Raw genomic sequence first — 25,889 nt, forward strand, 5'->3', positions numbered from 1 at the left:
TGGTACACGACGACGGCGGCCCACCCGCACATGCGTGCAGATGGGCCGCCGATCCGGGGTGGGCGATACTGGGTTCGAACCAGTGACCTCTTCGGTGTGAACGAAGCGCTCTCCCACTGAGCTAATCGCCCGGGCGCAGGAAGAACATTACCCCATGTCAGAGGGTGCCCGTGACCGGACGGCCGCCGTCGGCACCCGCGCTGCGGCTCACTGGTCCTCGATCTTCCACGGCATGACCATGCCGAACTTCCACAGGTAGAAACCGACCAGTACGCCCACGATCACCAGCCCGATCGACGTCAGGATGATGTTCCGGCGCCGCACCCTGGGATCGAGGGCGCGCTGCGCCGCCTCGGTGACCTTCCGCTTGGTCCAGCGGAGCACCAGCTGGGCCCAGACGAACTCGGTCGCCCAGATCGCCATGCCGCCGAAGATCACCACCCAGCCCGGCCCGGGCAGGGGCAGCATGATGATGCCCGCCACGACCACCGCGAGCCCGATGATGAAGACCCCGACCTGCCAGCTCACGTGCAGCGCGCGGCGCGCTTTGATGAATTCCGGAGCACGCGAGCCGAGCGCCCGCTCCGGCTCGCTGTGCACCTCGTCAGTCCCCGTCTCGTCCGACGCCACGGCCACCTCGCCCGGCTCGTTACTCCCCGTATTCATACGGACAAACACTACCCGAGCGAAACCAGTCACTGGAATGGACGCACGACGCGAACGATCTCTCGGCCGGAAGAGTTACGTAAAGGCACGCAAAACACTCAGAGGGGTTTACAACGGCACCGTAGGTGGCATGTCGATTTCGCCGACGTGCGAATCCCCGAGCGCACACTGAGCGAAAGGCCCTGGCGCTTATGAACACCACGGTCAGCTGCGAGCTGCACCTGCGCCTCGTTGTGTCGAGCGAGTCCTCCCTGCCTGTCCCCGCAGGCCTGCGGTACGACACGGCCGACCCCTACGCCGTGCACGCCACCTTCCACACCGGAGCCGAGGAAACCGTCGAGTGGGTGTTCGCCCGCGATCTGCTCGCCGAAGGACTTCACCGCCCTACGGGCACCGGAGACGTCCGCGTCTGGCCGTCGCGCAGCCACGGTCAGGGCGTCGTGTGCATCGCCCTGAGCTCACCGGAGGGCGAGGCCCTGCTCGAGGCCCCGGCGAGGGCCCTGGAGTCCTTCCTGAAGCGCACCGACGCCGCTGTGCCGCCCGGCACGGAGCACCGGCACTTCGACCTCGATCAGGAGCTCTCGCACATCCTGGCGGAAAGCTAGGGCGAGGCCCTCACAAGGCCGCCCGGCGCCGTCGACTCGGGGAGACGGCTCGGGCTCGGACAACCGCACACGGGACACACCGGCGTCGGCACCGCGCATCTCGCGGGGCGGCGCCGGTTCTCGTGCGCCCGCTCCCACCTCCGGTCGGCCGGTACCGGCCGACCGGGAACCATGACGCGCCAGGAGGCGTTGTATTCGAAGCCATGTGCGGGCATGAGGGCGGTCCGGCAGCAGTGGAGCCGTTACCATCGGCCAGCATCGGCGGGCGCCCGCCCGACCCCCCAGGCCAGGGAGCGAATCGTGCTGATCACCCACGACACCCGGTGTGCCCTCGACACCGTGGTCGATCTGGTGAACACCGCACCGGAGGACGACACGGCGTCCGACGGGCTGCCCGACGTGGCGACCCTCGCGGACTTCGTACGGAACCACGAGATCAGCGATGTCGGAGTGCTCTCGGAGTTCGACCTCTCGGCGGTGCGCAAGATCCGCGGCCGGTTCGCCTCCGTCTTCGCCGCCCCCGACCCCCGGACCGCCGCCGGCCTGATCAACGAGCTGGTCGCGGCCGCCGGCACCACCCCCCGGCTCACGGACCACGACGGCTACGACTGGCATGTGCACTACTTCGCGCCCGGTGCCTCCGTCGCCGACCACCTGGCCGCCGACTGCGGAATGGCCCTGGCCTTCTTCGTGGTCGCCGGGGAGCAGGAGCGGCTTCGGCGCTGCGAGGCGCCCGACTGCCGGCGCGCCTTCGTCGATCTGTCCCGCAACCGTTCGCGGCGGTACTGCGACAGCCGCACCTGCGGAAACCGCCTGCACGTGGCCGCGTACCGGGCGCGCCGCAAGGAGGCGGCGGGCTGAGCACGGCTGTCCTGCCGAGCGGCCTGGCCGGCGGGACTCCGGAGGGACATCGATGCCGACGCGGTCCCGGCGGATGGCGCCGGGTACCGCGGGTGAGGCTCACAGCAGCAGCAGGTCGTGCAACGAGGCCATGAGCAGCAGGCTCCCGATCACCGCAAGGAAGATCATCAGCGGTGGCTGGGAAAGGGCGAAAAGGCAACCGCGGGGCTCGTCCTGCGGTGGCGCGGGGTCGCTCTGTGTCGTGTCCAGCATCTCGCGGCGATGATGACGCAGTCGGCCGACCGGGCGCGATCAGCGCCCCTGTTCAGAGCGGGAGTGCGCCGAATCCGTGAGGTCCGGTTCGGGTTGTGATCATTTCCGCGCGTCCTCGGACCCACTGTGACGATTCAGCCGACGCGGGCCCGTCAGATGCCGTGCTTCTTGAGGATGGCCTCGATGTCGGTGAAGTCGTCGTCCCCCTTGGGAGCCGCCGCGGGGCGGGAAGCGGGGCGGGAGCCCGTGGCCAGGGAGGGCGCCGAGGCCGCCGGGGCCACCGCGTCGGGCTGGTCGGCCGCACGGGCGGCTCTGCGCTCCTTGCGGGTGCCGCCGCGGCGGCGCTCCACGACGCGCGTGGTCATGAAGAGCACCCATGCGACGCCGAGCACGCCGAAGCCGGCCCAGGCCGTCGGACTGAAGGCGGTGTCGGCCAGCCATTCGACGACTCCGGTCATCACCAGGCCGATCGGCACCAGCGAGTAGGCCGCGATGCGCGTGGCCGCGAGGAAACGCTTGCGGTACGCCGTGACGACCGCAATGCCCAGGCCTGCCGCGGACACGGCGGAGCAGACGGTCTCGGCAATCATCCGGTCCTCCAGCATGGCGCGGTCGAGCAGGGGCTTCGTCCCTTCCATCCTGCACCCGCCGCACCCCGGCGGGCCACGCCCCGGGCGGACATCAGGGACATCTCCGGGTCGTCTCCTCCGCAGGTGCCGGTGGACCCGGCCCCGGTACGTCCGATTGGGGTACGAGCCCCGAGGGCTGGAAGACTGTCGGCATGAGCGACTCCTCCCCCGCCCGTCCCGCCGCCCCCGTGCTCGAGGTCTGGTGCGACCTCCAGTGCCCGGACTGCCGTACCGCCCTGGGCGACCTCGGTGCCCTGCGCGCCCGCTACGGCGACCGTCTGGAGGTGCGGCTGCGCCACTTCCCGCTGGACAAGAACAAGCACGCCTTCGCCGCCGCCCAGGCCGCAGAGGAGGCGTGGGAGCAGGGCCGGGGCTGGCCGTACGTCGAGGCCCTGCTCGGGCGGGTCGAGGAACTGGGCCGTGCGGGAGAGCCCTTCCTGGTCGAGCTGGCCCGCGAACTTGGCCTGGACGCGGAGGAGTTCGACACCGCGCTGATCGACGGCCGGCACATCCTGTTCGTGGACGCGGACCAGGCCGAGGGCAAGGCGATCGGCGTGACCGGTACTCCGACGTACGTCATCGGCGGTGAGCGGCTGGACGGGGGCAAGAGCCAGGAGGGGCTGCGCGAGCGGATCGAGGAGATCGCGGACCGGCTGCTGGCGGGGCAGGAGCAGCAGGACTGACCGTCCGCCCCTGACCCGTGTCCCGCGCCGGGCCCTACAGGAGCGGCTTGTACATGGCGTACAGCCGGTTCTCGTAGCCCAGCGACGCGTAGAGCCGTTCCGCCGGGGCGTTGCCGGCGAAGACGTTGAGGCCGATGGTCCGCCGGCCCTCGACGATCGTCTGGGCCTCGGCCAGCAGCATGAGGGTGCGGCCGTGTCCCCTGCCCCGGTGGGCGGCGTGGGTCTCGACGTCGAAGACGAAGGCGTTGTCCTCGCGCAGCGCGAGCCACAGCGTGCCCACCGGTGTCCCCTCGTGTTCCACGATGCTGATGAGCATGCCGGGGGTGGCGAGGCCGTCGGGCAGCAGGGTGGCGTGGTCGCGTTCCGACTTGGCCCGGGCCTCGGCCTCCGGAACACCCCGTTCGATCCAGCTCTGCGCGTAGTCCTCCGTGCCCTTCTCCAGCCAGGGGCCGAACTCCGCCTCGGTCATGGGACGGGCGCGGCTGCCCTCCGGCAGGTCCGGCGGGGTGTCGCCGAGGGCCTTGTCCATGCCGCGGTTGCGCACGACGTAGCCGAGCGCCGTGGCGAGCCGGAACGCCGGCTCGGAGTCGGCGGGCACCGCCGCCTCGATACGGCGGCACCCCCAGCCGCGCACCACCTCCTCGGCGGCGAGCGCGGCCACCGTGCCCCGGCCGCGTCTGCGGTCCGGCTCCTCGATGCGCAGGCTCCGGACCTGGGCCACGGCGTCGCCGAACACGGGATGCGTGCCGAGGTGTATCGCCCCTACGGGACGGCTGTTCACGCACACCTGGTAGCGGCGTGAGCGCGTCCCGTCGGCGTTCTGCTGAAGCGGCTCGGTCGGCCGCAGGGTCGTGGTCATCAGGGGTGTTCTACCCCCGGGCCACGGCCTCGGTCAGCCGAATATCCGAGGGCTGTCAGGGGTCGAGGTCGTTCCCGGACCGCTCCTCGAAGATCCGCATGGCCTTGGCGGTCACCGGGCCCGGCGCACCCGGCAGCTCACGGTCGTCGACCCGGTGCACGGCCTGCACGTCCCGCAGCGTGGACGTGAGGAACACCTCGTCGGCCCGCTGAAGGACGTCCAGCGGCAGGTCCGTCTCCTCGGCGCCGGTCCACTCGATCGCCAGCGCGCGCGTGATGCCGGCGAGACAGCCCGAAGCGAGCGGCGGTGTGTACAGCTCGCCGTCGAGGACCACGAAGACGTTGGAGCCGGTGCCCTCGCAGAGCTGTCCCACCGTGTTGGCGAACAGGGCCTCGGACGCGTCCCGTTCGCGGGCCCGGGCGAGGGCGACCACGTTCTCGGCGTACGAGGTGGTCTTCAGGCCGGTGAGGGCGCCGCGTTCGTTGCGGGTCCAGGGGACCGTGATCACGGCGGTGGAGTCGGGGCGGCGGGTGGTGGCGCCGAGGGCGACCACGAGGGTCGGGCCGTGCTCGCCGCGGTCGGAACCCAGGGGGCCGTGGCCGCCGGTGTAGGTGATGCGCAGCCGGCCGAGCGGCGCCGGGTTGGCCTCCAGGACGGCGGCACAGGCCCGGCGTACCTCGTCGTGGTCCGGGTCCGGCAGACCGAGGCCGCGTGCCGACCGGGTCAGCCGGTCGAGGTGCCGGGTGAGCGCGAACGCCTGGCCGTGCACGGCCTTCACCGTCTCGAAGATGCCGTCGCCCACGGTCAGCCCGTGGTCGAAGACGGAGACGCGGGCGGACTCGATGTCCTGCAACCCGCCGTCGAGCCAGATCTTCACGTCAGGTCCTCTCCACTCACGTCGTACGCTCCCGACGCTATCGCGAGCAGCCGGTCCGCCTTCAGCTCGGTCTCCCGCCACTCCCCCTCGGGGTCCGAGCCCCAGGTGATGCCGGCGCCGGTGCCGAAGCGCAGCATGCCGTCGGCCCGGTCGATCCAGAAGGTACGGATGCCGACGGCCAGCTCGCCGGCCTTCCGGTCGGCGTCGACCCAGCCGATGCCGCCGCAGTACGGGCCCCTGGGCGCGGTCTCCAGCGTGTCGATGATCCGCAGGGCGCTCGACTTGGGCGCACCGGTGACCGATCCGGGCGGGAACGCGGCGCCGAGCAGGTCGGCCCAGCCGGCCCCGTCGCCCAGTTCACCGCGGACCGTCGACACGAGGTGGACCAGCCCGGGATGCTTCTCGACGGCGCACAGGTCGGGCACCGTCACGCTGCCGGTGGCGCAGACCCGCCCGATGTCGTTGCGGACCAGGTCCACGATCATCACGTTCTCGGCGTAGTCCTTCTGCAGCAGGTCCGCCTCGGTGCGGCCGGTGCCCTTGATCGGCCCGGACTCGACGACCCGGCCCTCGCGTCGCAGGAACAGTTCGGGGGACGCGGTGGCGATCTCCACGCCGTGACCGGGTAGGCGGATCGTTCCTGCATAGGGTGCCGGGTTGCCGCGGGCCAGCAGTGCGGTGAGGGCGTCCACGTCGGCGCCGGGCGGGACGGGCGCCGACAGCACCCGGCACAGGTTGGCCTGGTAGACCTCGCCGGCCGCGATGTGCTCGCGGATCCGCCGTACCGCCGCCGTGTACGCGGCGCGGTCGAGCGAGGACGTCCACTCACCCGCCGCCGGTCCGCGCCATGCCCCCGGCACGGGAGCGGGCACCCGGGCTTTCCGCACCTCGCGGAAGCGGGCGCAGGTCAGACGGCCCTCGAAGTCGGCGCAGACGGCCCAGAAGCCACTGGATTCCAGGGCCTCGGGGTCGTCGGTGACGTCGAGGAGCCCGGTGGCGACGCGGTCGCCGAAGCGGGCGAGAGGAGGGTGGTGGAGCACGCGGTCGAGTCTATGGCGGGTGTCCCGCGAGTGACCGGGGCGTGTCCCGTCGGGGGGCTCCGCGACACGCCTGAGCAGGGGAAGCGCAGCACGCTGCACAAACGCGTTTTTGTACTGGCCCCGGAATCCGCTAGAGTTCAACACGTCGCCGGGCCGCGAGAGCGGGTCGAAACGACAAGCGGACGTAGCTCAGTTGGTAGAGCGCAACCTTGCCAAGGTTGAGGTCGCGAGTTCGAGCCTCGTCGTCCGCTCGAAGGAACAGGGGGCTTCCGGGCCCCCTACACTCCTGGTGGAGTGGCCGAGAGGCGAGGCAACGGCCTGCAAAGCCGTCTACACGGGTTCAAATCCCGTCTCCACCTCCAAGGACGATTAGCTCAGCGGGAGAGCGCTTCCCTGACACGGAAGAGGTCACTGGTTCAATCCCAGTATCGTCCACTGGATCTCGTCGAAGATCCGAACCCGCGCGATTAGCTCAGCGGGAGAGCGCTTCCCTGACACGGAAGAGGTCACTGGTTCAATCCCAGTATCGCGCACGCAGTGCCCATGATCCGACGCACAGCGTGGTCATGACCCCGAGGACGATTAGCTCAGCGGGAGAGCGCTTCCCTGACACGGAAGAGGTCACTGGTTCAATCCCAGTATCGTCCACATCACACCGGAGCCCCCGGCCGAGCGAATCGGCCGGGGGCTTCTTGGCGATCACGCTCGTTGTGTCACGACGCGTGTCACGACACCTGTCACAAAACGTGTCACGACGAGAACAGCATGTGCCCGAAGCTCTTGTGGCGGTGGTGTCCGTGATGGCCGTGGTGACCGTGGCCACCGTGCGGGGCTCCCCAGGCGGGGGCCGGAGGAGCGGGGTAGGCCTGCGGGGCCGGAGGGGGCGGCGGGGCCCCCTGGGACCACTGGGACTCCAGGCGCGTCAGCGACTCCAGCTCGCCGTAGTCGAGAAAGATGCCGCGGCAGCCGCTGCACTGCTCGATCTGGACACCGTTGCGGTTGTACGTGTGCATCGGCGCATGGCACTTCGGACACTGCATGGGCGTTCAACTCCTCGCCGGTCGGTCCTGCTTCATGTGTCGCCAGGACAGACTCTGTCCGGCTGTGGTCGGTTGCACCCTACTTCGCACACTCCCGTGCCAACTGCGCGGGGACGGCAGCCATTCGGTCACAGGCCTCCACCACCGACTGCTCCACCTCGTCCAGCGGCCGGCCGGCCACGACCGCCTTGGCGACGGCCCGGGCCGCGGTCTGGACGGTGAGAGCACGGGCGGGGACGTCCAGGGCCGGCCAGGGGTCCCCCTCGGCGGGGACCGCGGGACCCCCGGCCGCCCGGTAGGCGGTGAGGAACCGGGTCCATTCGTCGGGCGGGAGCAACCCGCAGGCGTACCAGGCGGCGGGGCGGGCGAGGTCCCAGGCCGGGACGCCGACGCCGAGATCGTCCACGTCGATCAGCAGCCAGGGGCCTTCCGGGGCGGGGTGGCGTACGAGCTGGCCGAGGTGGAGGTCGCCGTGGCACAGCGTGGTGGTGTCCGGCATCGGGGCCTCGGCCCGGGCCCAGGCGGGGAGGGTGCTCCAGGCCCGGAGGACGGGGGCGGCAGCGGGATGCGGGCCGGCCTCGCGGAGCCGGACGAGGGCGCGGGCCGCCTTGGTGGGGCCCCGCATGGCGGGCAGGGCGTCCGGGGCCGGTGCGCGGTGCAGCCGGGCGAGGAGTGTGGCGGCGGCTTCCCAAGGGGCCGCGTCAGGGTCGTCCGGGTCCACGGGGGTGCCGTACGGCCAGAGCGTCACGAGCCGGTCGTGCAGGGGCGCCGGGGTCGGGGCGAGCGGGGGCAGGAGGATGTCGGGGTGGCGGGTGGCGGTGGTGAGGCGGTGGATCAGTTCGGTGGGGTCGGTGTCCGGGGGGTGGGCCTTCGCGACCGTGTCGGCGTGGCGGACGACGGTGCCGTCGGGGCGGTCGGCCAGGGTTTCTGCTCCGCAGGGGCAGGTTGGGGAGCGGGTGTGGGCGGTGGATCGGGCCTTGGTGGTGAGGGCGTGTAGGAGGGGGGCGGGGGTCACGGGGTGAGGGTACGTGTGGAGGGGGCGAGCTGTACGGGACTGTTGGGGGCAGGTGCTCTGCGTTGGGGCTGAGGGCGGGGCGTTGCGCAGCCCGGCGGAGCGGGGTGCCGCTGCGCCCACCCTCCCCCAAGCTCTCGGCTTCGCTCGAGCAGGGGGGACCCCCATCGCCCCAGCGGCACGACTGCCCGCAGCTCGGGTGGCACGACTGCCCGCAGCTCGGGTGGCACGACTGCCCGCAGCTCAGCGGGAGCGCGCCCGCGGCGATGGCGTAAGCGCTGGAGGCAAAGCAATGCCGGCGCAGCTCCCCAGCTGCGCCGGCATTTTTGCCGTCCGCCGCACCCCCGTCCCCACGGGGTTTCATGGGTGGATGTCCCCGCCCGGACCGCTCTTCCGGGCCTGGGGTCGCCGCTCAGCGCCCCAGCATCTCTCCCACGGACGACGCCTGTGTGGCCACTGTCTCCCACCCGTCGAAGACGAGGAGGAGCAGGACCGCCAGGGGAAGGGCCATCAGCGTCGCCACCACGGGGTGGCGACGGCCCTGGCGGCGGGAGCGGAACGCGGCGGCGTACGCCTTGCGTCCCTCCTCGCGGATCATCGTCCGCGGCGCCGTGTGGGCCATGGTCCCTCTCCTGACCGTTCTCAGTTGTCATGGGTAGCGGCGGGTGTCTGACCTCGGGGGACGAGTGCTGCCACCCGCCGCTTGACCTCAAATCTAGGCGTCCGGCCCATCCTGGGCGTCATGCCCTCGTACCGATTGGCGGGCCTCCGGGAGGATGAGCCGTCGCCTGCGATGTACTCCCCTGGGTGGAGACGCGGACCCGGGTCTCAGGGTGTTCCCCGAGGGGACGCCCGAGTCACCCCGCTTTGCACTGACATTTCTTCCGCAGAGTCGGCCGCTCCGCCGGCCCCGGCACCCAGTTCGCCATAAAGCGTGCCGTACGCACCACTGTCCCCGTACGCGTGACTTCGCTCACTTCCATGACACCTCGGCGTACCGCCGCCTCCCCCTTGCGGCACGTCGTGCCGCCCGCGTCCGCGACTGATTCCACACGATCACCCTGCATGGCGCCAATCTCCCTTCTGCGGCGCGCGGTTGGGGCACACCGCCGTGCGAACGCGACCTGTCCGCACGCCCCGTGACCACCTTTCACATCTCCCACCCGCCACTGACAATCCATCGCCCCGAGAGGGCGCGGCCTCTGCGCGCGGGCGGTCGTGGAAACGTAAGCTGTGGCTCGTCACAGGACCGGGCAGCGGGGATGAACATGGCGATGATGCGCCTGAGGCGCGAGGACCCGCGCGTCGTCGGCTCGTTCAGGCTTCACAGACGGCTCGGCGCGGGCGGGATGGGCGTGGTCTACCTGGGCTCAGACAAGAAGGGGCAGCGGGTCGCGCTGAAGGTCATCCGTCCCGACCTGGCGGAGGATCAGGAGTTCCGCTCGCGGTTCGCCCGCGAGGTCTCGGCGGCGCGGCGGATCCGGGGCGGCTGTACGGCCCGGCTCGTGGCCGCCGACCTCGACGCGGAGCGGCCCTGGTTCGCCACCCAGTACGTACCCGGCCCCTCTCTGCACGACAAGATCGCCGCCGAGGGACCGCTCGGGGCGGCCGACGTCGCCGCCGTCGGTGCCGCGCTGTCGGAGGGTCTGGTCGCCGTGCACGAGGCCGGGGTCGTGCATCGGGACCTCAAGCCGTCCAACATCCTGCTGTCCCCCAAGGGGCCGCGGATCATCGACTTCGGCATCGCCTGGGCCACCGGCGCCTCGACGCTCACCCATGTCGGTACGGCGGTCGGCTCGCCGGGCTTCCTCGCGCCGGAGCAGGTGCGCGGGGCCGCCGTCACGCCGGCCACGGACGTTTTCTCGCTCGGTGCCACGCTCGCGTACGCCTCGATGGGCGACTCGCCCTTCGGGCACGGCAGTTCCGAAGTGATGCTGTACCGCGTCGTGCACGAGGAGGCACAGCTGCACGGCGTGCCGGACGCGCTGGCCCCGCTCGTCCGGGCGTGCCTGGCCAAGGACCCCGAGGAGCGGCCGAGCACGCTCCAACTGTCGCTGCGGCTGAAGGAGATCGCGGCCCGCGAGTCGCAAGGCCTCACGGGTGTACGGCCGCCCGCGCCACGCGGTGCCGAGACCGAGCGGCCCGCCGACACCTACCCCGAGCGCGCCCGGCGGCCGCAGGGACAGCAGGGTGCGGGAGCGTCCGGCCTACAGCGGGGCCGGGGCACTCCCCCGCCACGGGGTTCGGCTGCCGCCGGGGACGGGTCTCCCCGGCGCGGGAACGGCGCGCAGGGCAACGGCCAACAGGCCGGACGCGGTGCCCGCGGTGGAACTCCGGCGGGCGGCGGCCCTCGCGGCGGCGCCCCCTCACGGTCCGGGTCGAGGCCGACGCCCACCGGGCGCAACGGGACACGGTCGAACAGCGGCAGCCGTCCTGCTCCGCACAGCGGGACCGGGCGCCCGGCGTCCAGGAACACGGGGACCCGGCTGCGGCCCGCCAATCCGCGGTTGCTGCGGCAGCGGCTGTTCGTGTTCGTCGTCGTCACGCTGGTCGTGGCGCTCGGCATCGCTCTCGTCCAGGGCTGCCAGGGACCGGCGCGGGGACTCGGCGGCGACGGGGGCGGCGTGCGGCAGGAGCGTGTACAGCAGGGTCACACGCCGGACGACTTCGGACCGTAGGGCATCGGCGCCGGATGTTCGGCGGGCCGTCACAGCCCGGGCAGGAGCCGTTCGGAGGTTCCCCGTCAGGCCGGGGCGGGTGGCCGTCGGCTCGCGCTGCTCCCCCGCACCTCCTACGCCTGGGGGCGGCCGGTGGCGACGGCGTAGAAGGCGACGGCGGCCGCGGCGCCCACGTTGAGGGAGTCGACGCCGTGGGACATGGGGATGCGGACCCACTCGTCGGCGGCGACCAGGGCCTGGGTGGACAGGCCGTCGCCCTCGGCTCCGAGCATCAGGGCCACCCGGTCCATGGTGTGCGGGGCGGCCTCGTCGAGGGAGCGGGCCTTCTCGTCGGGGGTGAGGGCCAGGAGCGTGAAGCCGGCCTCGCGGACCGACTCCAGACCCTTCGGCCAGCTGTCCAGCCGGGCGTACGGAACGGAGAAGACCGCGCCCATGGAGACCTTCACGCTGCGGCGGTAGAGGGGGTCGGCGCAGTCCGGGGAGAGCAGGACGGCGTCCATGCCGAGGGCGGCGGCCGAGCGGAAGATCGCGCCGATGTTGGTGTGATCGTTGACCGACTCCATGATCACGACGCGGCGGGCCGTGCGGAGGAGGTCGGCCGCCGTGGGGAGGGGCTTGCGCTGCATGGAGGCGAGCGCCCCCCGGTGCACGTGGTAGCCGGTGACCCGTTCGGCGAGCTCCGGGCTGACGGCGTAGACCGGGGCGGGGAGCTCGTCGATGACGTCGCGCATGACGTCGACCCACTTGGCCGAGAGCAGCATGGAGCGCATCTCGTAGCCGGCTTCCTTGGCCCTTCGGATGACCTTCTCGCCCTCGGCGATGAAGAGGCCCTCGGCGGGTTCGCGCTTGCGGCGCAGCTCCACGTCGGTCAGGCCGGTGTAGTCGCGCAGACGCGGGTCGTCGGGATCCTCGACGGTGATGAGATCGGCCACAGGGTGATACTGCCTTGTCCTGGGTACGGTGCCAACGGCTTGGGACGGGTTGGTTACCCGGGGTTACTCGCTCGGTGCGGTGACCGTGGGGCCGATCTTCACGACCTCGCCGATGACGATGACCGCCGGGGGCTTCACGTCCTTCGCCCGTACGGTCTCGGCGACCGTCGCGAGGGTCGCGTCGACCCGGCGCTGAGCGGCCGTGGTGCCCTCCTGGACGAGGGCGACGGGAGTGTCGGCGGGCTTTCCGTGCGCGACGAGCGTCTCGGCGATCTTTCCGATCTTGTCGACGCCCATGAGGATGACCAGCGTGCCGGTCAGCCTGGCCAGGGACGGCCAGTCGACCAGGGAGCGCTCGTCGTCGGGCGCGACATGGCCGCTGACCACGGTGAACTCATGGGCGACCCCGCGGTGGGTGACCGGGATGCCCGCGGCACTCGGGACCGAGATCGAGCTGGAGATCCCGGGAACGACCGTGCAGGCGATGCCGACCTCGGCGAGGGCCTGGAGCTCCTCCATGCCACGGCCGAAGACGTACGGGTCGCCGCCCTTCAGGCGGACGACCGACTTGCCCTGCTTCGCATGCTCGATCAGCGCGTTGTTGATGGCCTCCTGGGCCATGAAGCGACCGTAGGGGATCTTCGCCGCGTCGATCACCTCGACGTGCGGCGGGAGTTCGGCGAGGAGGTCGCGCGGGCCGAGGCGGTCCGCGATGACGACGTCCGCCTCGGCGAGCAGGCGCCGGCCGCGGACCGTGATCAGGTCCGGGTCACCGGGGCCGCCCCCGACCAGGGCGACGCCGGGGGTGCGGGTGCGGTGGTGCGGGGCGACCAGCGTGCCGTCGCGCAGGCCCTCGACGACGGCGTCCCGGATGGCGGCGGTGTGGCGGGGGTCGCGGCCACGGGCGTCCGTGGTGAGGACGGCGACCGTGACGCCCTCGCTGTGGCCGGTGGCCGGGGTCCAGGCCGTCGCCTCGTCGGCGTCGTCCGAGCGGACGCACCAGACGCGGCGGCGCTCCGCCTCCGCGGAGGCCCGGGTGTTGGCGTCAAGGTCGCCGGTGGCGATCAGGGCGTACCAGGCGTCGGTGAGGTCGCCTTCCTCGTAGGGGCGTCGGCGCCAGGTGATTTCCCCGGCGTCCGCCATGGCCTCCACGGAGGGGGTGACCTCGGGGGAGACGAGGAGGACGTCCGCGCCGGCCGCGATGAGGGCGGGCAGGCGGCGCTGGGCGACCTGACCGCCGCCGAGGACGACCACGCGGCGGCCGGTGAGGCGGAGGCCTACGGGGTAGGCGGGGTGTTCGGCCATGAGGGTGTGGCTCCTGTTGTGGCGGTGTTCGGTGCCCTGACGTGCGGATTTTAAGGCGCGAGGGGTTTCGGGGGCGAGGGTGTCCGATGGCTGGGCATCGTGGCCGGGTGCGGGTGCGTGGGTCCGTGCCCACCCGTTCCGCCCTGCGGAACGACTGCCCACAGACCCACGGACCCGTGAGCCCACGAGCCCACGAGGGCAACGGACCCGCGGGCGGCCCGGCCCGCGGGAGCCCTACTTCTCGGTGACTCCCGCCGAATCGAACGTCGCCACCTCGTGCATCGCCCTGGCCGTGCTCTGGACGAGCGGAAGGGCCAGGAGGGCGCCCGTGCCCTCGCCCAGCCTGAGGTCCAGGTCGACCAGGGGGCGCAGGCCCAGCTTGTTCAGGGCCGCCACGTGGCCCGGCTCGGCGCTGCGGTGCCCGGCGATGCAGGCCGCGAGGACCTCCGGGGCGATGGCGCGCGCCACCAGGGCGGCGGCACCGGCGCTGACGCCGTCCAGGATGACCGGCGTCCGCAGGGACGCGCCGCCGAGCAGGAGCCCGACGATGGCGGCGTGCTCGAACCCGCCGACCGCGGCCAGCACGCCGATCGGGTCGGCCGGGTCCGGCTGGTGGAGCTCCAGGGCGCGGCGGACGACCTCGGTCTTGCGGGCGAGGGTCTCGTCGTTGATGCCGGTACCCCGGCCCGTGACCTCGGCCGGGTCCGCACCCGTGAACACGGAGATCAGCGCGGCCGACGCGGTCGTGTTGGCGATGCCCATCTCGCCGGTGAGCAGGGCCTTGTTGCCGGCGGCGACCAGGTCGCGGGCGGTCTCGATGCCCACCTCGATGGCCTGCTTGGCCTCCTCGCGGGTCATCGCGGGGCCGGTGGTCAGGTCGGACGTGCCGGCACGGACCTTGCGGGGCAGCAGGCCCGGGGTCGCCGGGAGGTCGGCGGCCACGCCCACGTCGACGATGCAGACCTCGGCGCCCACCTGGGTGGCGAAGGCGTTGCAGACGGCTCCGCCGCCGAGGAAGTTGGCCACCATCTGGGCCGTGACCTCCTGCGGCCAGGGGGTGACGCCCTGGGCGTGGACCCCGTGGTCACCGGCGAAGATCGCGACGGCGGCGGGCTCCGGGATGGGCGGCGGGCACTGGCGGGACAGGCCGGACAGCTGGGCGGAGATGATCTCCAGCATGCCCAGCGCACCGGCCGGCTTGGTCATACGCTTCTGGCGCTCCCACGCCTCGCCGAGCGCCTTGGCGTCCAGCGGGCGGATCTGCGCCACGGTCTCGGCGAGCAGGTCGTGCGGTTCCTCTCCGGGCAGGGCGCGACGGCCGTACGTCTCCTCGTGCACGACCCACGACAGTGGGCGGCGCTTGGACCAGCCCGCCTGCAGCAGCTCGGGCTCGTCCGGGAACTCGTCGACGTATCCGACGCACAGGTAGGCGATGACTTCGAGGTGCTCGGGCAGGCCGAGGGCGCGGACCATCTCGCGCTCGTCGAAGAAGCTGACCCAGCCGACGCCGAGGCCTTCGGCGCGGGCGGCGAGCCAGAGGTTCTCCACGGCCAGGGCTGCCGAGTACGGCGCCATCTGGGGCTGGGTGTGACGGCCGAGGGTGTGACGGCCGCCGCGGGTCGGGTCGGCGGTGACCACGATGTTCACCGGGGTGTCGAGGATGGCCTCGATCTTCAGTTCCTTGAACTGCTTCGCCCGGCCCTTGGGGAGGGACTTGGCGTACGCGTCGCGCTGACGCATCGCCAGTTCGTGCATCGCGCGCCGGGTGTCGGCGGAGCGGATGACGACGAAGTCCCAGGGCTGCGAGTGGCCGACGGAGGGCGCGTGGTGGGCGGCCTCCAGGACACGGAGCAGCACCTCGTGCGGGATCGGGTCGCTGCGGAAGCCGTTGCGGATGTCGCGGCGTTCGCGCATCACCTTCAGCACGGCCTCGCGCTCGGCGGGGTCGTAGCCGGGTGCGGCGGGGCCGGTGGACTCTCGTGGTTCTGCCACTGCGGCCGCGCCCTCTCCCTCGTGACGTTCCTGGTCCGCCAGGTCTTCCTGTTCGGCGGCCCGGGTGTCCAGGTCGTCGGCGTTCTGTACGAGTTCGGCGTCACCCTCGCGGGGCGCGGGGACCATGACGACGGTGTCCGCCTCGACGGCGGACGGGGACTGCTGCGGGCCCTGCGGGACGGGCTGTGCGTGCTGCTCGTCGGTGGTCGGCACGGTGACGTCCTCGGCGGGGGCCGGTGGGGAGGCGACCTGCTCGGGGGCGGGCTGTGCCGTCTCCGGGGCTTCCTCGTCCGCCGGGGCGGCGGCGATCGGCTCGGGTGCCTGAGCGGGCACGGGGGTCTCCGCCGGGGAGTCGGGGGTGACCGTACCGGCGGGCTGGACGGGCACGGTTTCAGCGGTGGGCTGCGCCGGTGCGTCGGCGGGTGCCTCGGGTGCGGGCGCCTCGGCCGGCGCGGCGGGGGCCTGCGTTCCGGGGGCCGGGACGGCAGTGGCGTCGGCGGGTGCTTCGGGAGCGGCGGCGGCCTGTGCAGCCGCCCCCTCGGGGGCGTGAGCGGTTGTCCCGGCGTCAGTTGCCTCAGCGGCCTGGGGGTCGGCCTGCTGGGCGGTCTCCTCGGCAGGCTGCGTGGCAGGCTCGGTGCCGGTGGTGTCCGGCTCCTGCACTACGGGCTCGGGGGCGGGCGCGTCGGGCGCCTGCACGGCAGGGTCGGGGCCCGCGGGTGCGGCGGCCTCGGGGGCGGCAACCGTCTCCCCGGGACCGGGCTCGGGTGCCGCGACGGCGTGCTCGGGCATGACGGGAGCCTCCGGGAAGGGGACCGCTTCGGGGGCCGGTGCGGCCTCGGGGACGGGAGCGGGCGCCACGCCCTGCTCCGTGGCAGCGGCCACCGGGGCCTGTTCGGCGCCGTCGGCGGAGTCGCCTGCGGGGGCCGGGCCGGGGGCTGCGGGAGCAGCGGCGGCAAGCTCCTGCTCACCGGCCTGACCGGCACCGTCCATGACCGGCGCGGGCTCCTCGGCCTGCGCCGGTACGGCACCCGCCTCGGCGGGACCGCCTACGACGGCAGCGTCTTGGGCCGGCGGGGCCTGCTCGGTCGCGGGAGCATCGAGAGGCTCCGCTTCCGGATCGGCGCCCGTACCGGCGGCATCCGCCACCCCAGGCACGGGAACGGCCTGCCCGGCCTCGGCACCGGCCACGTCACTCGCGGGTACGGCCTGTCCCGCCTCGGCACCAGCCACGTCACTCGCGGGTACGGCCTGCCCCGCCTCGGCATCGGCAGCCTGGTCGGCTTCTGGGGCGACGCCCGTCGCATCCGGCTCGTCGGCAACTTCCGTGCCCTGTACCGGCACTGCCTGTCCGGCCTGGGCGGTCACCGCCTGACCCGCGTCGGGGCCGACGGTCTCCGTGCCCTCCGCGGGCACCGCCTGTCCGGCCTCGGCGACGGCCACCTGATCGGCGTCCGGAGCGACCCCGGGCTCACCGACGGCCTCCGTGCCCTCCGTCGGGACCGCCTGCCCGGCCTCAGGGGCAACCGCCTGGGCTGCGTCCGGGCCGGCACCCGGCTCGCCGGCGGCTTCCGTGCTCTGCACCGGCATCGCCTGCCCTGCCTCGGCGGCCACCGCCTGACCCTCGTCGGGGCCGGGGGCGGTCGCAGGGTCCGGGGACTGGGCGGGCGCCGGGAGTTGTCCGGACTCGGCGGGGTGAGCCAACGCCGGCTCGCCCGTCTCCGTCGCCCCGCCGGTCGCGACGGCCTGGGCCGTGCCCGTCGGTTGCGGAGCCGGAACAACCGTTTCCGCAGGTGCGGCCCCGGTGCCCACCGGGCCCTGGGGCACGGCCTGTGCGACCCAGGGAGCCGCCGGGGGCGAGAGGGGCTCGGCGGCGCGCGGTGCGTCGAGGTACTCGGGACCCGCCGACGCGGGTGCGGGCTGGCGTACCGGTGCGTCGGCGGGGCCGCGGTCGGCCAGGGAGCGGACCGGGCTCGCGGAGCTGTCGGGCAGCGGCGGGCCGAGGTGCAGCGGCCGGCGCGGGGTGATGGGCGGGATCGGCGGCGGGTCGGGCAGGCGGACGCCGCCGAGGTCGACCGAGCCGCTGTCGCGGCCGGAGATCTCGTGCGGGCCCGGCTGGTGCACGGTCTCGACGACCGGCTCCGGCACGGGCGGGGCGACCTCGTTGCCCCAGGCACCCTGGGAACCCGGCAGCAACAGGTCCTCTTCCTCGACGGTGTCCTCGGAGACGTAGGCGTACGCACCGTGCGCGGAGGCGCCCGGCTGCTCCACCATGCCTGCGCTCTCCGGCAGTCCCTCGCCCGGGACCTGGCCGGTGTCGGTCATGCGTACCCCTCGCCCATCGGTTAGTGCTCCTACGACCAGCTCACCCGGAACGGCGCACCGACCGCCCCGCAGTGAAGAACGAGCGTGCGTCCCCAGCGGCACGAACGGCCCGCCCGGAAAAGGCGACAAAGCCACTCACTGGCATTGTTGCGGCCGAACCGCCGTCACGGCACGTTGATCCGCGACGGTTCCTCTGTGGACTGCGCCACGTTGCGCGTCCTTCGGTTCTGCCGTACCGCACCCAGCCCAAAACGGGCGGGTTTTCCGGACATTGACCGACGAACCGTCGGGCGTCCTGGTGCGGTGCAGCGATCGGCCAGCCTACCGCGCGCAGTACGACAACCCGATCACGGGGACGGTCGCGGGGTCAGGCACCGCGGCGTGGCAGGACGCCGCTGAGCAGGAACGCGACGCTCCGTTCCTTCTCCGTCCAGGCCCGGGTGTCGAGTTCGACGGACTGGAGCAGGGCGCACTCGACGCCGTATCCGTGCTCCGTCAGGTCCCGGCCGATGAGTTCGGCGGCGTCACGGGTGGCGGCGTGGGTGACGATGCGCTGCGGGCGACGGTCGGCTACGGCGGAGACCACGGCCGCTCCCCCGCCACCGACGCGTACGACGTCGGGTTCGGGGAGGTTCTCCAGGATGTGCGGGGCGCTGCCGTGCACGATCTGGAGTTGGGCGCCGAAGCGGCGGGCGGTGGCGTCGGTGCGCGCGCACGCCGTCCGGTCGCTGTCGACGGCGATGACGGCGGCGCCGGCGCGTGCGGCCTCGACGGCGAAGGCTCCGCTGCCGCAGCCGATGTCCCACACGAGGTCGCCGATGCGCGGTCCGAGGCGGGCGAGTTGGGAGGCGCGCAGCAGGTGGGTCTCGCCCTCGCCGAACTCGCCGCCGTAGGCCTCGGCGGGCAGGGACCAGTCGCGTGGCCCGGCGGACGGGTCGCGGCCGGCGATCCAGCCGCCGGTCTCGCCCGCGGTGCCGGGACGGGCCGGGCCGCCGAGGACGATGACGACGTTGGGGTCGCGCCAGGTGTGGTCGGCTGCCTTGTCGGAGGTGACGACGGTGACGCGCTCGCGATCGGTGCCGAGTTCCTCGCAGATGACGAAGGAGCGGTGGACTCCTTCGAGGAGCAGGCCGAGTTCGGCCGGCCCGGCACCGGGCGAGGTGAGCACAGCCACCTTGGTGTGGGCTCGGCATACGTTGACCGCACGGCGCAGGGTGCGGCGGTGTGCGACGACCACCTGTGCGTCGTCCCAGGGCATACCGGCACGGGCGAAGGCGGCGGCGACCGAGGAGACGGCGGGGACGACCTCGACCTCGAGGCCGAACTCGGGGGCCCGCAGGGTGCGTACGACGCCGAAGAATCCGGGGTCGCCGTCGGCGAGCACGACGGCCGTGCCGCGGTGGGCGGCTATGCGGCGGGCGGCGAGGGCGACGCTGCCGAGGCGGATGCGCTCGGCGCCGGCGGGGACCTCCGGGAGCGCCAGGTGGTGGGCGGCACCCGCCACGAGCGTGGCGGCACCCAGGGCGGAGCGCGCCGCGTCGGTCAGCGGCGAACCGTCCCAGCCGATCACCGTGACCCGGTCGGCCATCGTCGTCAGTCTCCAGAGGGTTTCGCAGGGGGTCTGCGTGTCGTGTCGTGAGGGACCCGCGAGCGGGCTTGGTGAGAGTACCCGGTGGAGGCGACGGAGCGGGTGGCGGTGCTGCGGCGCAGGTGGCCGTCGCGGTCAGTTCCAGTCGCCGTAGGACGTGGAACCGCCGGACAGCCGGCCGCCGACGCCCTCCAGGTCCTCGGGGAGCAGGCTCCAGACGATGAAGTCGGTGCGTACGTCCGTCCACGTGCCGTCCTCGGCACGACTGCGGGCTATACAGGCGTTGCGCAGCACGCCCTCGCTGATACAGCCGATCTTCTGGGCGACCTGCTGGGAGGCGGTGTTGCCGGCCGCCGTGCGCAGTTCGATGCGTTCGAACTTCTGGTCGGAGAAGAGCCACCGGGCGGTGACGAGCGCGGCCTCGGAGGCGTAGCCCTCGCCGCGGGCCCAGGGGGCGATGATGTACGACAGTTCGGTGGAGCGTACCCGCCAGTTGGTCTTGCCGAGCTGGATGACGCCGACCAGGCGCTGGGTGAGGAACTCGGTGACCGCGAAGTCGAGGCCGCGTCCCTCGGAGCGCTCCGCGGGGGCGTACTCGGTGATCCAGGTGCGGGCGCCGTCCTCCGTGAAGGGCTGGGGGACGGAGGTCCAGGCCGCCACCTGTTCGTCGTTCATCATCGCGGCCAGGGCGGCGACGTCGTCTTCGTCAAGAGGACGCAGCACCAACCGCTCCGTGCTGATGGAGACGTTGGGAAAGGTGCTCGTCATGCGCCGCTCCGTAACCTTCGGTGAACCTTCGGTGCCTGCTGAACTGCCCAGCATGCAGCATGCAAGCACCGATCCGCACCACGGGGCCCTCCCCCGCCGGGTGAGGGAGGACGCCGTGCGTGGCGGGTGCCGGGCGTGGGCTCAGAAGGAGGCGACGACGGAGCCGGCGTACTTGTCCTGAATGAACTTCTTCACCTCGGGCGAGGTGAGGAGCTTCGCGAGCTTCTTCACCCGCGGGTCGTCCTCGTTGCCCTTCTTCACGGCGAGGAAGTTGCCGTACGGGTTGTTCTTCGGGGACTCCAGGACGAGGGCGTCCTTCGACGGCTTGAGGTCGGACTCGATGGCGTAGTTGCCGTTGACCACGGCGGCGTCCACGTCGTCGAGGGAGCGCGGGGTCTGGGCCGCCTCCAGCTCCTTGAACTTGAGCTTCTTCGGGTTCTTGGTGATGTCGGAGGGGGTCGCCTCGCTGCCGACGCCGTCCTTGAGGGTGATGAGCCCGTTGGTGGCGAGGAGCTTGAGGGCACGGGCCTCGTTGACGGTGTCGTTGGGGATGGCGACGGTCGCACCGCTCTTCAGGTCGTCGGCCTTCTTGACCTTGTGGGAGTAGAGGCCGAGCGGCTCCAGGTGGACCGTGACGACGGGCACGATGTCGGTGCCGTTCTTCTTGTTGAAGTCGTCGAGGTACGGCTTGTTCTGGAAGTAGTTGGCGCCGACGGAGCCGTCCTGCGTCGCCGTGTTCGGCGTGACGTAGTCGGTGAACTCCTTGACCTGGAGGTCGAGGCCTTCCTTCTTGGCGAGGTTGTCCTTGACGTAGTTCAGGATCTCGGCGTGCGGGACGGGGCTGGCGGCGACGATCAGGGGGCCGTCGGTGCCGGAGCTGCCCGCGCCGCAGGCGCTGAGCCCGAGGGTGAGGGCTCCGGCGGCGAGTACGGCGGTGGTGATCTTGGCGGTGTTACGCACGAAAAGTGCCTTTCCTTATGACCTTGCGGGTGGTGCGGTCCCGTCGTGGGTGAACGGGAGGTTCAGGAGGCTGCCTTGAGCAGCCTCAGCTTGGGCGCGGGGCCCGAGTGGGCGCCGCGGCGGTGCAGGGAGCGGGCCGCGTAGTCGCCGGCGAACTGGATGACCGAGATGACGACGGCGAGGATCGCGACGGTGATCCACATCAGCTGCGTCTCGAAGCGCTGGTAGCCGTAGCGGATGGCGATGTCCCCGAGGCCGCCGGCTCCGACCGTGCCCGCCATCGCCGAGTAGCCGATGAGGGCGACGATCGTGGTGGTGGTGCTGGAGATCAGCGACGGCAGGGACTCGGGCACGAGGACCTTGCGGACGACGGTCCAGGTGTTGCCGCCCATGGCCTGCACGGCCTCGACGAGCCCGTGGTCCACTTCGCGGACGGCCGTCTCCACCAGGCGCGCGAAGAAGGGGATGGCGCCGACGGCGAGCGGCACGATGGCGGCCTGAACGCCGATGGTCGTACCGGTGATCGAGCGGGTGAAGCCCATCAGCGCGACCATCAGGATGATGAACGGCAGGGAGCGGGCGATGTTCACGATCTGCCCGATGACCTTGTTGGCGGCGAGGTTCTGCAGCAGGCCGCCGCGGTCGGTGAGGACCAGCAGGATGCCGAGCGGCAGTCCGCCGACGACGGCGATGAGCGTGGACCAGCCGACCATGTAGAGCGTGTCCCAACACGCCTGTGCCAGCAGGGGCTGCATCTCGGACCAGGTCACTTGGCACTCTCCTTCACCAGCGCGGCCTTCTCCGCGGCGCCCACCACGTCGATCTGGAGGCCGTGTTCGCGCAGGAAGCCGATCGGCACGACGTTGTCCTCGTAGCGGCCGGGCAGTTCGATGCGCATGCGGCCGACCTGGAGGCCGCCGACGGTGTCGATGGCGGCGCCGAGGATCGATATGTCGATGTTGTAGGTGCGGGCGAGCTGCGAGATGACGGGCTGGGTCGCGCTCTCGCCCTGGAAGGTCACGTCGATGACGGTGCGGTCCTCGCCGGAGGCCTCGCCGCCGAGCGGGAACAGTGCGGCGGCCAGCTCGGAGCCCGGGGTCGCCAGCAGCTCGCTGACCGTCCCCGACTCGACGATGCGGCCGTTCTCCATGAGCGCGGCCGAGTCGCAGACCGACTTCACGACGTCCATCTCGTGGGTGATGAGCAGGACGGTCAGGCCGAGCTGCCGGTTCAGGTCGCGCAGCAGGGCCAGGATCGACCGGGTGGTCTCCGGGTCGAGGGCGCTGGTGGCCTCGTCGGAGAGCAGCACCTTCGGGTCGCCGGCGAGTGCGCGGGCGATGCCGACGCGCTGCTTCTGGCCACCGGAGAGCTGGGCCGGGTAGGACTTCGCCTTGTCGGCGAGGCCGACCAGGTCGAGCAGCTCCAGCGCCTTGCGGGAGCGCTCCTTGCCGGACTTGCCGAGGATCTCCAGCGGCAGTTCGACGTTGTCCTGGACGGTGCGCGAGGACAGCAGGTTGAAGTGCTGGAAGACCATGCCGATCCGGCTGCGCGCCTGCCGCAGTTCCTTCCCGGCGCGCGGGCCGCGGCCGGCCAGGGCGGTGAGGTCGTCTCCGGCGACGGTCACGGTGCCGGAGGTGGGGCGTTCCAGCAGGTTGACGCAGCGGATGAGGGAGGACTTGCCGGCGCCGGACTGGCCGATGACGCCGTACACCTCGCCTTCGCGGACGTGCAGGTCGACGCCGTCCAGGGCGGTGACCTCGCGGCCGCGTGAACGGTAGACCTTGGTCAGGTCCGTTGTGGTGATCACGTGGGTTTCCGTCACTGTCGAGTGCGCGGGCGTGGGTGTGCCCGGGCACAGCTGCATTCGTTCAGGGACGCGACACGGTTCTCGCAGGGGCGTGGAACCGGAGAGAACATGTGCGCGGGCGGCTGGGCGTCACGCACCGCTCAGGGCGCGCGGACATGCCGCGGTCTCGCTTCGGGGCGCGAGCTCAGGGGGTCGTGCGGGGGCCCTCTAGAAGGCGCACATTCGACACGTACAACGAGCACCGGGCGGCATGGTCGCCTCGGTCGCGGGGATGCGGTCGCTCGTCGTGGTCATGCGGTCAGTAAAACACGCGTACGGTCCTGACAGGCCGCCGCTGTCCGGATGGTGGACAGTGGTGGACAGGGGCCGGGACGGGTCAGCCACGGAGGGAGATCTCCACACCCTGCCGGGTGACCAGTGCGGACAGGGCCGACAGGTCCTCGACGACGAGGTCGGCCTGGAGTTCGTGTGCCTGGTGGGTTGTGGTCAACGCCACGGTGGTCATTCCGGCGGCGCGTCCGGCCGCGAGGCCGGCGGGGGCGTCCTCGAAGACGACGCAGTGGGAGGGGTCGACGCCGAGGGTACGGGCGGCGAGCAGGTAGGGCTCGGGGTCGGGCTTGCCGCGGGTGATGTCGTCGGCGGCGACGAGCGTCTTGGGCAGGATGCCGACGGCGTCCAGCCGGGCCTCGGCCAGCCGGCGGGTGGCGGAGGTGACGACGGCCCAGCGCTCGGCGGGCAGGGCGTCGAGGAACGCGAGGGTCCCGGGCAGCAGGTGCACCCCGCCGTTGGGGACGTCCTCCACTTCCAGGTCCTCGATCCGCGCGACTGCGGCCGGCACGACCTCGGCGGGCAGCAGGTCGGCGACTATCTCGGCGGCCGGCCGGCCGTGCAGCTCGACCCGGGCGAAGTCCTCGGCCGTGATCCCGTACTCGGCGGCCCACCGCGTCCAGCAGCGGTCCACGGAGGCGAGGGAGGAGACGAGGGTCCCGTCGTTGTCGAACAGCAGGGCGTGCGCGTGGATCTTCATGCCCTCGACCCTACGGGGCGGGCCAGGGCCGGGAGCATCGGGCCTTTTCGGCCGTAATAAGGTCGCAGCATGCTTGATGTCCTGACGCTGGTGACCGGGGTCGCCGCGCTGCTGCTGGCCGCCTGGTGCGGCTGGGCGGCCTACCGTGACCAGCCGACGAAGGACTGGCACTTCATCGGGATGGCCGTCGTCAGCCTGCTGTCGCTGATCCAGCTGGTGGTGGGGATCGTGCAGCTGGCGCGGGGCGAGAAGCCGGAGCAGGGCACGACGATCTTCGTGGCTTATCTGCTGGGGGCGTTCGCGTGCGTCCCGGCGGCGGGGTTCATGTCACTGGCCGAGCGCTCACGGTGGGGCTCGGTGACGGTCGCCGCGGGCGGTGTGGTGCTGGCTGTGCTGGAGGTGCGGCTCTATGACATCTGGGGAGGCTGAGGTGGGCCGGCAGCGGCTGATCAGCGGGCCGGGCACGCTGCTGGTGTGGCTGTACGGCGTGATGGTCGTGGGGGCGGTGTCGCGCTCGGTTTATCAGATCGCGACGGAGTTCGACCGGGCACCGCTGGCGTACTCGCTGTCGGCGGTGGCCGGTGTCGTGTACGGGTTCATCACGTACTCGTTGGTGCGGGGCGGGGAGACGGCGCGGAAAGCTGCGCTGGCCTGCTGTGTCGCCGAGTTGGTGGGGGTCTTGACGGTGGGGACCTGGACGTTGATCGAGCCGTCGGCGTTTCCTGATGCGACCGTGTGGTCGGATTTCGGGATGGGGTACGTGTTCATCCCGATTCTCTTGCCGGTGTCCGCCATTTACTGGCTGCGGTCTTCGCGTTCGCGGGATGAGGATGCCGCCTGAGATTCGTCAGGCGGCCGCGGGCCGTGTGTGGTTGCTCGCGCAGTTCCCCGCGCCCCTGAAAGAGGGGCGACGTCAAGCCGTCGCCGCGTAGGTGCCGGCCGGTTTCTCCAGGACGATCATCGGGACGCCGTCGGGGCCCTGGGACGTGCCCACCGTTTCGTAGCCGACCCGGCGGTAGAGGCGGAGGTTGCCCTCGCTGCGGTGGCCGGTGTGGAGGCGGAAGCGGGTGGCGCCGTGCTGGTCGGCGAGGGCCGATTCGGCCGCGCGGAGGAGGCGGGCGCCGATGCCGTGGCCCTGGAGGCGGGGGTGGACGCAGAGCTTGCCGATCGCGGCGGCGCCGCCCTCGGTGAGCGAGCCGCGGACCGAGCCCACGACCTCGTCGCCGAGCCGGGCCACGAAGACGCAGTCGCGGCCGACTTCCTCGCGGACCGAGTCGAGGGTTTGGACGAGCGGGTCGATGCGGTAGTTCCCGTACAGGGCCGCCTCCGTCTGGAAGCACAGGTACTGCAGTCTGAAGATCTGCTCCGCGTCCTGCTCGGTCGCCGCAGAGATGGTCACGCTCATGCCCATGTGCGCACGCCTCCCGCTCATCTGATCATCGGTCGTCCCCCACTCCTATCCCCGCCCTCAGTGGGCCGCAACCTCCGGTGTGAGCAATCTGCGCAGACATCCCAGGCATCTGGAACGTTCCGGGCCGAGACTGCCCTGTGAGATACCCAACTCCCCTGCGATTTCCCGGTATGTCAGGTCCTCGGGAGAGAGCAGTGCCGCCATGAGCCGCGGACAGCGGCCCGGGAGGCGGCGCACGGCCTCGCGCACGGCACGGCCGCGGGCCGCGTCGAGGGCGAGTTGTTCGGGGTCACGGCCGACACCGTCGACCGGTTCGACGCCGTACGGCCGCTCGAGGCGGCTCGTCCGGCGGGTGCGCCGGGCCTCCGAACGGACGGCCCGGCGGAGCCAACCCCGCGGGTCGCGCGGCGGGTCCTCGGCGTCGAGGCGCTCCAGCAGACGGAGCCAGACCGCCTGCTCCAGGTCGCCGGGCTCGGCTCCGGCGGCATATGCCTCCGCGGAGGCCTCGGCGGTGAGCAACGGGCGCAGGGAGGTGACCAGCTCGTGCGTCATATGCGGAGCGACGCGCCGCCCGG

General features: G+C 72.1%; 27 protein-coding genes and 6 tRNA genes. 11 read left to right on the forward strand and 22 right to left on the reverse strand.

Annotated elements, in window-relative coordinates:
* Positions 1–59 precede the first annotated feature (59 nt).
* Positions 60–131 (reverse strand) — tRNA-Val (locus tag ABZ016_RS28270).
* Between the two features lie 76 nt (positions 132–207).
* Positions 208–666, reverse strand: a complete 459-nt coding sequence (locus tag ABZ016_RS28275) for a TIGR02611 family protein (RefSeq protein ID WP_356919518.1) — start codon at positions 664–666, stop codon at positions 208–210.
* A gap of 191 nt (positions 667–857) precedes the next feature.
* Here ABZ016_RS28275 and ABZ016_RS28280 point away from each other — a divergent pair, with 191 nt between their 5' ends.
* Positions 858–1,271 carry an SsgA family sporulation/cell division regulator gene (locus ABZ016_RS28280; protein WP_004002642.1) on the forward strand — a complete coding sequence of 138 codons (414 nt, stop codon included), beginning with the start codon at positions 858–860 and terminating at the stop codon, positions 1,269–1,271.
* Between the two features lie 300 nt (positions 1,272–1,571).
* Positions 1,572–2,132 carry a CGNR zinc finger domain-containing protein gene (locus tag ABZ016_RS28285; protein ID WP_356919519.1) on the forward strand — a complete coding sequence of 187 codons (561 nt, stop codon included), beginning with the start codon at positions 1,572–1,574 and terminating at the stop codon, positions 2,130–2,132.
* Positions 2,133–2,231: 99 nt separating this feature from the next.
* Here ABZ016_RS28285 and ABZ016_RS28290 read toward each other — a convergent pair whose 3' ends face one another.
* Positions 2,232–2,384, reverse strand: coding sequence for a hypothetical protein (locus ABZ016_RS28290; RefSeq protein WP_167545780.1), 153 nt, complete (start codon positions 2,382–2,384; stop codon positions 2,232–2,234).
* A 152-nt stretch (positions 2,385–2,536) separates the two neighbouring features.
* Entirely contained in the window at positions 2,537–2,974 is a 438-nt protein-coding gene (locus ABZ016_RS28295) for a hypothetical protein (protein ID WP_356919606.1), read from the reverse strand.
* Positions 2,975–3,165: 191 nt separating this feature from the next.
* On the opposite strand from ABZ016_RS28295, the gene ABZ016_RS28300 reads away from it, so the two are divergent.
* A complete protein-coding gene (locus tag ABZ016_RS28300) occupies positions 3,166–3,696 on the forward strand; it encodes a DsbA family protein (RefSeq protein WP_356919520.1) in 531 nt (176 codons plus the stop codon).
* Positions 3,697–3,730: 34 nt separating this feature from the next.
* Here ABZ016_RS28300 and ABZ016_RS28305 read toward each other — a convergent pair whose 3' ends face one another.
* Genes ABZ016_RS28305 through ABZ016_RS28315 form a run of 3 tightly spaced genes read right to left on the reverse strand, consistent with a single transcriptional unit; the run spans position 3,731 to position 6,472 of the window.
* Positions 3,731–4,555: a GNAT family N-acetyltransferase gene (locus ABZ016_RS28305; protein WP_356919521.1), complete on the reverse strand. Its 825-nt coding sequence runs from the start codon at positions 4,553–4,555 to the stop codon at positions 3,731–3,733.
* A 55-nt stretch (positions 4,556–4,610) separates the two neighbouring features.
* Positions 4,611–5,432 carry an aminodeoxychorismate lyase gene (locus ABZ016_RS28310; protein WP_356919522.1) on the reverse strand — a complete coding sequence of 274 codons (822 nt, stop codon included), beginning with the start codon at positions 5,430–5,432 and terminating at the stop codon, positions 4,611–4,613.
* Positions 5,429–6,472, reverse strand: coding sequence for a chorismate-binding protein (locus ABZ016_RS28315; RefSeq protein ID WP_356919523.1), 1,044 nt, complete (start codon positions 6,470–6,472; stop codon positions 5,429–5,431). Before ABZ016_RS28315 ends, ABZ016_RS28310 begins: the two co-directional genes overlap by 4 nt.
* 178 nt (positions 6,473–6,650) lie before the next feature.
* Here ABZ016_RS28315 and ABZ016_RS28320 point away from each other — a divergent pair.
* The 5 genes from ABZ016_RS28320 (at position 6,651) to ABZ016_RS28340 (ending at position 7,120) form a co-directional block, all read left to right on the forward strand.
* Positions 6,651–6,723: transfer RNA gene (locus tag ABZ016_RS28320), tRNA-Gly, on the forward strand.
* A gap of 37 nt (positions 6,724–6,760) precedes the next feature.
* A tRNA-Cys gene (locus ABZ016_RS28325) sits at positions 6,761–6,834 on the forward strand.
* Position 6,835: 1 nt separating this feature from the next.
* Positions 6,836–6,907 (forward strand) — tRNA-Val (locus ABZ016_RS28330).
* Between the two features lie 26 nt (positions 6,908–6,933).
* Positions 6,934–7,005: transfer RNA gene (locus ABZ016_RS28335), tRNA-Val, on the forward strand.
* Between the two features lie 43 nt (positions 7,006–7,048).
* Positions 7,049–7,120 (forward strand) — tRNA-Val (locus ABZ016_RS28340).
* Between the two features lie 101 nt (positions 7,121–7,221).
* Here ABZ016_RS28340 and ABZ016_RS28345 read toward each other — a convergent pair.
* From ABZ016_RS28345 to ABZ016_RS28360, 4 genes are all read right to left on the reverse strand, one after another.
* On the reverse strand, positions 7,222–7,512 hold the full coding sequence (locus tag ABZ016_RS28345; protein ID WP_078506820.1) for a zf-TFIIB domain-containing protein: 291 nt from the start codon (positions 7,510–7,512) through the stop codon (positions 7,222–7,224).
* A 79-nt stretch (positions 7,513–7,591) separates the two neighbouring features.
* A complete protein-coding gene (locus ABZ016_RS28350; RefSeq protein ID WP_356919524.1) occupies positions 7,592–8,527 on the reverse strand; it encodes an aminoglycoside phosphotransferase family protein in 936 nt (311 codons plus the stop codon).
* A gap of 409 nt (positions 8,528–8,936) precedes the next feature.
* The gene (locus ABZ016_RS28355) at positions 8,937–9,146 is read right to left on the reverse strand and encodes a hypothetical protein (protein WP_003989022.1); all 210 of its coding nucleotides are present in this window, start codon (positions 9,144–9,146) and stop codon (positions 8,937–8,939) included.
* A gap of 235 nt (positions 9,147–9,381) precedes the next feature.
* Positions 9,382–9,591, reverse strand: coding sequence for a hypothetical protein (locus ABZ016_RS28360; RefSeq protein WP_356919525.1), 210 nt, complete (start codon positions 9,589–9,591; stop codon positions 9,382–9,384).
* A gap of 195 nt (positions 9,592–9,786) precedes the next feature.
* On the opposite strand from ABZ016_RS28360, the gene ABZ016_RS28365 reads away from it, so the two are divergent.
* Positions 9,787–11,202 carry a serine/threonine-protein kinase gene (locus ABZ016_RS28365; RefSeq protein ID WP_356919526.1) on the forward strand — a complete coding sequence of 472 codons (1,416 nt, stop codon included), beginning with the start codon at positions 9,787–9,789 and terminating at the stop codon, positions 11,200–11,202.
* A 113-nt stretch (positions 11,203–11,315) separates the two neighbouring features.
* On the opposite strand, the gene ABZ016_RS28370 is transcribed toward ABZ016_RS28365, so the two are convergent.
* From ABZ016_RS28370 to ABZ016_RS28410, 9 genes are all read right to left on the reverse strand, one after another.
* On the reverse strand, positions 11,316–12,134 hold the full coding sequence (locus ABZ016_RS28370; RefSeq protein ID WP_356919527.1) for an RNA methyltransferase: 819 nt from the start codon (positions 12,132–12,134) through the stop codon (positions 11,316–11,318).
* Between the two features lie 63 nt (positions 12,135–12,197).
* Complete coding sequence (gene cobA, locus ABZ016_RS28375) at positions 12,198–13,439, reverse strand: uroporphyrinogen-III C-methyltransferase (protein WP_356919528.1); 1,242 nt, start codon at positions 13,437–13,439, stop codon at positions 12,198–12,200.
* 234 nt (positions 13,440–13,673) lie between these two features.
* On the reverse strand, positions 13,674–17,753 hold the full coding sequence (cobT, locus tag ABZ016_RS28380; RefSeq protein ID WP_356919529.1) for a nicotinate-nucleotide--dimethylbenzimidazole phosphoribosyltransferase: 4,080 nt from the start codon (positions 17,751–17,753) through the stop codon (positions 13,674–13,676).
* Positions 17,754–18,120: 367 nt separating this feature from the next.
* Positions 18,121–19,341 (reverse strand): precorrin-6y C5,15-methyltransferase (decarboxylating) subunit CbiE, encoded by a 1,221-nt coding sequence (gene cbiE, locus ABZ016_RS28385; protein WP_356919530.1) that lies wholly within the window; start codon positions 19,339–19,341, stop codon positions 18,121–18,123.
* Positions 19,342–19,476: 135 nt separating this feature from the next.
* Positions 19,477–20,109 carry a GNAT family N-acetyltransferase gene (locus ABZ016_RS28390; protein WP_356919531.1) on the reverse strand — a complete coding sequence of 211 codons (633 nt, stop codon included), beginning with the start codon at positions 20,107–20,109 and terminating at the stop codon, positions 19,477–19,479.
* A gap of 141 nt (positions 20,110–20,250) precedes the next feature.
* Positions 20,251–21,069 carry a MetQ/NlpA family ABC transporter substrate-binding protein gene (locus ABZ016_RS28395; protein ID WP_356919532.1) on the reverse strand — a complete coding sequence of 273 codons (819 nt, stop codon included), beginning with the start codon at positions 21,067–21,069 and terminating at the stop codon, positions 20,251–20,253.
* 62 nt (positions 21,070–21,131) lie between these two features.
* Positions 21,132–21,839, reverse strand: a complete 708-nt coding sequence (locus tag ABZ016_RS28400; RefSeq protein ID WP_356919533.1) for a methionine ABC transporter permease — start codon at positions 21,837–21,839, stop codon at positions 21,132–21,134.
* On the reverse strand, positions 21,836–22,876 hold the full coding sequence (locus ABZ016_RS28405) for an ATP-binding cassette domain-containing protein (protein ID WP_356919534.1): 1,041 nt from the start codon (positions 22,874–22,876) through the stop codon (positions 21,836–21,838). The genes ABZ016_RS28400 and ABZ016_RS28405 overlap by 4 nt, the downstream gene beginning before the upstream one ends.
* A 376-nt stretch (positions 22,877–23,252) precedes the next feature.
* Positions 23,253–23,903, reverse strand: coding sequence for an HAD-IA family hydrolase (locus tag ABZ016_RS28410; protein ID WP_356919535.1), 651 nt, complete (start codon positions 23,901–23,903; stop codon positions 23,253–23,255).
* A 69-nt stretch (positions 23,904–23,972) separates the two neighbouring features.
* Here ABZ016_RS28410 and ABZ016_RS28415 point away from each other — a divergent pair, with 69 nt between their 5' ends.
* The gene (locus ABZ016_RS28415; protein ID WP_356919536.1) at positions 23,973–24,332 is read left to right on the forward strand and encodes a hypothetical protein; all 360 of its coding nucleotides are present in this window, start codon (positions 23,973–23,975) and stop codon (positions 24,330–24,332) included.
* Positions 24,313–24,744, forward strand: coding sequence for a hypothetical protein (locus ABZ016_RS28420; RefSeq protein WP_356919537.1), 432 nt, complete (start codon positions 24,313–24,315; stop codon positions 24,742–24,744). Before ABZ016_RS28415 ends, ABZ016_RS28420 begins: the two co-directional genes overlap by 20 nt.
* Positions 24,745–24,816: 72 nt before the next feature.
* On the opposite strand, the gene ABZ016_RS28425 is transcribed toward ABZ016_RS28420, so the two are convergent.
* Both ABZ016_RS28425 and ABZ016_RS28430 read right to left on the reverse strand, forming a co-directional pair.
* Positions 24,817–25,314 (reverse strand): GNAT family N-acetyltransferase, encoded by a 498-nt coding sequence (locus tag ABZ016_RS28425; protein ID WP_356919607.1) that lies wholly within the window; start codon positions 25,312–25,314, stop codon positions 24,817–24,819.
* Between the two features lie 57 nt (positions 25,315–25,371).
* The gene (locus ABZ016_RS28430; protein ID WP_356919538.1) at positions 25,372–25,866 is read right to left on the reverse strand and encodes a sigma-70 family RNA polymerase sigma factor; all 495 of its coding nucleotides are present in this window, start codon (positions 25,864–25,866) and stop codon (positions 25,372–25,374) included.
* Between the last annotated feature and the right edge of the window lie 23 nt (positions 25,867–25,889).

This window comes from Streptomyces sp. NPDC006372 (genome assembly GCF_040612515.1).
Classification (GTDB): domain Bacteria; phylum Actinomycetota; class Actinomycetes; order Streptomycetales; family Streptomycetaceae; genus Streptomyces.